The sequence below is a fragment of the Streptomyces sp. NPDC058231 genome (assembly GCF_042882275.1).
Lineage (GTDB): Bacteria > Actinomycetota > Actinomycetes > Streptomycetales > Streptomycetaceae > Streptomyces.
This window is the reverse complement of the sequence record NZ_JBHVWN010000133.1, coordinates 1-6,466: the sequence shown is the minus strand read 5'-3', so window position 1 is coordinate 6,466 and position 6,466 is coordinate 1. Positions and strand designations below refer to the sequence as shown.

Genomic DNA, 6,466 nt, shown 5'->3' with positions numbered 1-6,466 from the left:
CAGTACGGTCGAGGGATCTCGTGCGCTTCCAGCGCAGCGGTGTAGCGCGCGAGCAGCGCGTCGAGGCCGTCCAGGAGAAGGCCGGCGGCCTCTCGGGCTCCAGCCACGTCACCCTGGTCGAAGGCCTCCACCACTTGAGCGACGTCGGCGCGGAGGATGGAAAGGGAGTCACCCTGGATCAGTACACCAGGGAAGCGACGGCCGGGCAGGCGCACCACTGCGGTGTTGCCACCGTCCGTGAACAGCTCAGCCTCGACACGCTCCATACGGACCATCCAACCTGACATCACCAGGTGACATCAACGACAGCGGACAGAAGCGGCGTTGAACGACCGCGAGCAGTCATGCCCCAGGCGGTCAGGTGCTCCCCAAGGCCCGTCCGCGCGAACTCCTAAAGCGGGTGTCAAGCAGGCTGGGCCGTCCCGTGATGGAGGGCTTCCACGATCGTGGCCCAGGGGAGCTCCCGAGCTGCTGGCCCTTCCCTGGGTTCGTAGAGTGGCCAGACGTCAGGGCCGTAGACGAGCCTTACGTCCGCCTTCTGCAGGGTCTCGATGTGGCTGTCCCACGCGGGGTGCCGCGCATGTGCCGCGTTGACCCGCGGGAACACCACGACTGATACGCCTGTCGTGCCCAGCGCCTCGCTTACCTGCGTCAGTGCCTGGTTGTCCGCGATGCCCATTGCGAGCTTGGCAACGTAGTTCGCGCTGGCCGGGGCGACGACATAGCAGTCGGCAACCGGGTGAGGGCGAGATTGGGTCGGCAGGCGCGGGGTGTCTCGGACCGGGAGGCCGGTCAGTTGCTCCAGGCGGTCCAGTTCGCCGTTTGCCCGCAGCCATCGGCCGGCATTCGGGGTCAGAGTCACGGCTACCTGCCAGCCGAGGGCCATGGCCGGCTCGACCAGGCCAGTGCGTAGCTGCTCGACTCCATCAGCTGCGGTGCCCACTACTCCCAGCACCCCGCGGCTGCCTGCATTCACGGTTCCACCACCCCACATTGGTCCGTCCCACGGCCAGCAGTACAGCAGAGATGTACCGCAACCACAGCGACTATCGGCACCCCCTTCCGGTCCCCAGGCCCCGCGTGGACAGGCCGACAGCCCTGAGCGACCGTCGTGCCGATAGTTCGCATCGAGGGGCTTACGGTGTTCTACGTGTACTCGGCGAGGAACTGCGGCCGGTACTGCTGCTGATACCGGGCTAGTGCCTGTCGGAGCATGGTGGCCCCGCGCGGGACACGGTTGTTCAGGTGGTTCCAGCCTACGAAGCGCAGATGGTCCGGGATCTGGACCAGGCCGGTGATCGCATCCCAGAGTGCGTCCCAGTTCATGCCGTAGAAGCCAGGGAAGTGCAGTGCCTGCGCAAGTACTGCATGCAGTCCGCGCTCGTCGGTCACAGAACTGACGTTGATGGTGAAATTGTCCGCGATCCTTGCAGGTGCCAGAAGAGGCCTGCGTGCCAGATCCGTGCCAGAACGAGCAGTCAGCCACGGTCAATCAGGGTGCGAGGCGGTGCAGAGACCCACTGACAGGCTGGGCGCTGTTGTACGGCTGTTTGACCAGCCAAGACCGTCCTGTGGGTCAGCGCCGCCCTTACAAAGCAGATGTCGGCGGTTCGAAACCGTCCGCGCCCACCAGCAGGAAGCACGACAAAGGCCCAGGTCGCCGGCATCAAACCGGGAACCTGGGCCTTGATCGTTCCTCGGCGATTCCGGCGGGGAGTGGCGTCGTGCCACTCACGTGCCAGATGCCTCCTCCGGACCCTCCATGGAAGGCTCGGCCGGGCGGACCTTTTTGATCTGCTCATCGACGTGAGCGGCGATCGCATGGTCCCGCCCGTTCACCAGGTGCTGATAGATCAGCGCGGAGCTGCGGCCGGACGCCGGCATCCGTCCAGTCCCGCAGACGCCGCCAGGCCGTCACACCGCTGCAGCCGCCCTGCTCCGCGGGAACATCCCGCCAGCTCACGCCCTTGCACAACACGTAGACGATGCCCCGCAGCGCAGCCCGGTCATCCGCAGGCAACCACCCTGGAAACCGGTGTCGCCTGGGCGGGCGAGCCGGCAACAGCGGAACCACACGCTCCCACAGGTCATCAGGCACAAGATCAGTTGACACCCAACAGATCCTGCCGACACAACACCCAACTGCCAAGCCCCACAACGACTTTCATTCTGAAGCGATCAGTTAGACAGCGGGTTAGTTGGTTTTCAGCGACGGACTGGTTGCCGACGCCCACCACGCTCGTGCTGTTGCCGTCGAATCTTCTTGCGACAGAGCCATCTGATGATCACTTGTGGACTATGCTGCGATCTTGTCATGTCCAAGTTCACAGGAGGACGGATTTCATGAGCAAGCGAAGAGTTGCCATCGCCCTGTCGGCAGTCGGAGTCATCACCCTCGTCGGTGCCGCGCCGGCCCTCGCCTATCAGACAGCAACACTGTCCGGCACCGGCCAGGCTCGCGTCTACGACAACTCGACCTCCAGCAGCGCCGTGGTGGGAGCCTGGGACAGTACTTCGGACTCCAACCCGGTTTACAGCACCTACTATCGGTCGGCGAGCTCCGGCACAGAGCGCAACGTGTGGAACAAGCTGGGCGCAGGTACCGAGGACTACTCGGGCACCGGAAGCTGGGTCATCAAGGCGAAGATCTGCGAATCCCAGATAGCGCAGCCGGACGACTGCTCCGTGTACGTGGCCATGAGCCACTGACCGAGGCGTGCTGACGGGCTCCGCCGCAACGGCGGGCCCCTTCAGATCCTTTGCTCCCGTGACCCGGTAACGCGCAGGCGAGCGACCGGCTGAGAGAGACCGTGTGATGCAAGTGAACCCCGTGCTGGAAGTCCGGGACCTCTATTATTCCGTGGCCGGCCGGGCACTGCTCGACGGCGTGGACCTCACGCTCCCCGCCGGTCAGTCGCTGGCCGTCACCGGGCCCAGCGGGACGGGCAAGAGCACATTGCTCAACTGTGTGCTCGGGCTGATCCGATACGACCATGGTGAGGTCCGCATAGCCGGTCAGGACCTGGCCGGGCTCAAGCCGCGCAACCTGGCCAGGCACCGACGCGACACCATTGGCATGGTGTTCCAGTTCGGCGAACTGCTCCCGGAACTCACTCCCGTGGAGAACGTCGCGATGGCCGCACTCCTGGCCGGAGTGAAGCGAGCCGAAGCCTTCGACCGTGCACGCCAACTACTCGTTGACCTCGGCGTGCCTGTGGAGGCGACCCCGACCGCAGAGCTGTCCGGTGGGGAACGGCAGCGGGCGGCAGTGGCGCGCGCCCTGGTGAACCAGCCTGCGCTGCTCCTGGCCGACGAGCCCACGGGATCGCTCGATACCCAGAACAGAGAGGCTGTCGCCGAGCTGCTGTTCTCCCTTCCTCGGAAATGGGGCTGTGCGGTCCTGGTGGTCACACACGACGAGTCGGTCGCAGCTCGCGCCGATCATTGTCTGGCCCTCCGTGAGGGGCAGCTCGTCACTCAGGGGGCACTTCTTTCCCGAGGTGCCCGATGAGCGCAGGACGGTCGCTGAGCCGTCAGCTGTTGCGTATGGGGCGCGCCGCCGGGCATGGCTCTGCCGACGGCCGGGTCCGCTTCGTGGCTTTGACGATCGCCACGTGCGTGCTCGCCGTGACGTTGACTGCGGTGATGGCTGCCTGGGCCACGTACCAGGAGCGGACGGATCGCGGGGCGGCACGCACGCCTGTGCTGCGTCTGCACGACGGCCAGGCCGCGGAAGAGGCGCCTCTGCGGATACAGCTGTACCTGGACGATGTTCACGACCGGCAGGTGGAGGTCGTCTACGTCGAACCCATGAGCCCCGATGCTCCGCTGCCCCCAGGTGTCTCCCGCTGGCCGGGTCCGGGCGAAGCCGTGCTGTCGCCGTCGCTGGCCGCCGACGGGGTCGGAGACCGGTACGGGCGAGTCGTCGGCAGCATCGTTCCGGAAGGGCTGGCCAGCCCGGGTGAGCGCTACGCTTACGCCCGGCCGGCGAACGGAACGCTCACTGCCGAGCACGCCCTGCTCGCCACCGGTTTCGGGTCCGAGGACGCGGGCGGATTTGGTGACCTGGCCGCCGTGCGCCCCTTGTCCGTCTTCCTCAGCCTGCTGATCGCCATGCTCGGCCTTCCTGCCGGTCTGTTCGCCGTGGTGGCCACCCGGCTGGGAGCTGCGGGCCGCGACCGGCGTACCGCACTGCTCGGCGCGCTGGGCGGTGGACCCCGGCAACTGGCGTTGATGAGCACGGGGGAAGCGGCTCCGGCTCTGCTGCTCGGCACCGTACTGACCGCGCCCGCGCTGGGAGCGGCCCTGGTCACCGATCTGAGGATTCCCTTCGTCGGCTATGTGCTGGCAGCGTCCGACATGCGATCCCACGCCTGGCAGCTGGTCCTCGCACTGATCGCGTCCCCTCTGCTGCTCGCCGCTCTGGTCGTTCTGATGCATCAGTGGGCGGGGCCCGGCCGGTCCACCAGACCGCGCAGCGCCGGTCGGGGGCGACTGGTGAAGGTCGCAGCCGGATCGTGCCCGGTGTTCCTGGGAATCCTGAGCTGGTCGCCCACGGCCTTCGCCACCTATGGAGCCACCCAGACCGTCGTACTCGTGTCTCTACTCGGCACCGTCGGAGCCCTGGCCACCGTGCCCGCGGCCATCGCGCTGCTGCTGTCCGCAGCAGGCCGTGGTGTGACGCAACTCGGGCGCCGCCTGGGCTGGGCGGGGACCCTCCTCGCGGGCCGCTGGACCCAAGGACGCCCGGGTTACCTTTCGCGCCTGGTGGCGGGAGTGGTGATCGCGCTGGGGCTGCTGAGTGTGGTCCAGGTGTATCCGAGCATGCACAGTGCCTCTGTTCAAGGGGCGCTGGCCATGCGGGAGCGCTTCGGGTACAGCATCCTCACCGTACAGATGCCGCACGGTGCAGAGGACAGAACCGGAGCGTGGGTCGAGAAGCTGCCACCCGGAGCCGAGGTGGCGGTGCTCGACTCGACGCTCGGTCTGGCGAACGGAGCGGGCGAGGTGAAGGAGACCGAGGACGGGCCTGTCGAGGTCCGGCAGGCCGTCACGGTCCGCGGAAGCTGCGATGCTCTGCGCGGCCTGGGCCTGGCGTGCCCGGCCGGGCAACGTACTCGGGACGACCCCCTCTCGGACGCTACGCCCGCCCTCCGTGCCCTGCTGCCGTCCTCCGTTGCACAGGTGGGTGTGAGCCGCGGTCCTCTCGCCGCCCGTCAGGGCAACATGCTCGTCGTGTACTCGCCGCAGGGCCAAGCGCTTCCGCTGGGAACCCTCAAGCGCGACGCGCTCTCGATCCTGGGACCCGGTGCCCTCGTCGAGGGGGTGGGGCAGGGATGGATCGGAGGTGCGGCCCTGCTCTCCTCCCAGCTGCGGTGGGTGACACTTCTGGGAGTCGTGGGTGTGGGGCTGGTAGCACTGGCCGCCGCGTTGAACTGCCTTGCGGAGGTCCTGCGTTTCGCCCGCTCCATCGCCCCGGTTTCCGTGGTCAGCGGCAGTCGGCGTGTGTATGTGACCGTGGCCGCCTGGACGCTCGCCGTACCCCTGTGCGTCGCCGCCGCGCTGGGTGCGGTGAGCGCCGTCTGGGTCACCCTGCCCTACACGACACCGCCGAGAAACGGTGAGCTGCCTCCCCAGATGCTGACTGCGTCGGTAGCTACGCTGTGCGCCCTGGCCGTGCTTGTGGCCGGCCTGGCTGCCTTGAGCGCGGTACGGGAATCGAGGCACTGGCGTCCCCGGCACGACTGAACTGAATCTGTCGGGAATCTTGAGGTTGCGGTGTCAGCCGTCGGCCGTCGTCCGCCATGACTTCCGGCGGGTGATTTCACGCTGGTCCAGGTCCTGGAATGTCCATCCCCTGCGGATACCCCCTGGCGGGCAGAGTGGGTCCCTCATTCGGCTGAGCCTGCCGGACCGGAAGGGGCCCAACCAAAATCGTACGGCCCGTCAGCCCCGGGTGGCCGGGCGGGCTCCGGGGTCGCCGGGCCGGGGTCGCGTGGTGCGGGCGAGGGGGGCGCAGGCCGTCGCACCACGCCTGCCTATCGGTTGGGCCACGGGCGGCGGCTTGTGAGCGTGTTCCACTCCTGATCGGTCTGGCCGGGCACGACACGCCCGGCCGCCGTCCACCGGACCGCAGCCCCGCGTAGATCGGCTCGTTCGCCGGGGGCGGAACGGCTTCACCCGGGTGGACGGTCGGGGCGGTGACGTAGACCGTGGCCCACCGCTCGCCGCGGTCCAAGGCTCGCGTGAGCTGCTTGACCACGCAGTCCGTGCAGCGGTGCTCATCCTCGAACAGCTCGGCCCCCTCACCGATCAGCCGGGTGATCTCCCGGGCCGCCGGCAGGGGCAGGTCCGCCGCGAAGGTGTAGTCCTGAGCTTGCTCCGCTTTGACGGACACCATTGGTGTGGTGGTCAGGCTGCGAGTGCGTTCTCGTACTCAGCGGGACTGAGGTAGCCGAGGCTGCTG

The 6,466-nt window shown here is 67.7% G+C and carries 6 protein-coding genes and 1 pseudogene; 3 read left to right on the top strand and 4 right to left on the bottom strand.

Annotated features, from left to right (window positions below):
• From ACFVXE_RS38425 to ACFVXE_RS38410, 4 genes and pseudogenes are all read right to left on the bottom strand, one after another.
• Positions 1-266, bottom strand: a 266-nt coding sequence (locus tag ACFVXE_RS38425) for a DUF6959 family protein (RefSeq protein ID WP_389678386.1), incomplete at its 3' end; no start/stop codon positions are given.
• A gap of 137 nt (positions 267-403) precedes the next feature.
• Positions 404-976: a flavoprotein gene (locus tag ACFVXE_RS38420; RefSeq protein ID WP_389678385.1), complete on the bottom strand. Its 573-nt coding sequence runs from the start codon at positions 974-976 to the stop codon at positions 404-406.
• A 170-nt stretch (positions 977-1,146) separates the two neighbouring features.
• A complete protein-coding gene (locus ACFVXE_RS38415; RefSeq protein WP_389678387.1) occupies positions 1,147-1,407 on the bottom strand; it encodes a barstar family protein in 261 nt (86 codons plus the stop codon).
• Positions 1,408-1,816: 409 nt separating this feature from the next.
• A pseudogene (locus tag ACFVXE_RS38410) lies at positions 1,817-2,158 on the bottom strand (transposase); the annotation flags it as partial.
• Positions 2,159-2,343: 185 nt separating this feature from the next.
• On the opposite strand from ACFVXE_RS38410, the gene ACFVXE_RS38405 reads away from it, so the two are divergent.
• The 3 genes from ACFVXE_RS38405 to ACFVXE_RS38395 all read left to right on the top strand — a co-directional run bounded on the left by ACFVXE_RS38405 (position 2,344) and on the right by ACFVXE_RS38395 (position 5,748).
• Positions 2,344-2,709: a hypothetical protein gene (locus ACFVXE_RS38405; protein ID WP_389678383.1), complete on the top strand. Its 366-nt coding sequence runs from the start codon at positions 2,344-2,346 to the stop codon at positions 2,707-2,709.
• 106 nt (positions 2,710-2,815) lie between these two features.
• The gene (locus tag ACFVXE_RS38400; protein WP_389678381.1) at positions 2,816-3,511 is read left to right on the top strand and encodes an ABC transporter ATP-binding protein; all 696 of its coding nucleotides are present in this window, start codon (positions 2,816-2,818) and stop codon (positions 3,509-3,511) included.
• Positions 3,508-5,748 carry a hypothetical protein gene (locus ACFVXE_RS38395; RefSeq protein WP_389678379.1) on the top strand — a complete coding sequence of 747 codons (2,241 nt, stop codon included), beginning with the start codon at positions 3,508-3,510 and terminating at the stop codon, positions 5,746-5,748. The genes ACFVXE_RS38400 and ACFVXE_RS38395 overlap by 4 nt, the downstream gene beginning before the upstream one ends.
• Positions 5,749-6,466: the final 718 nt, after the last annotated feature.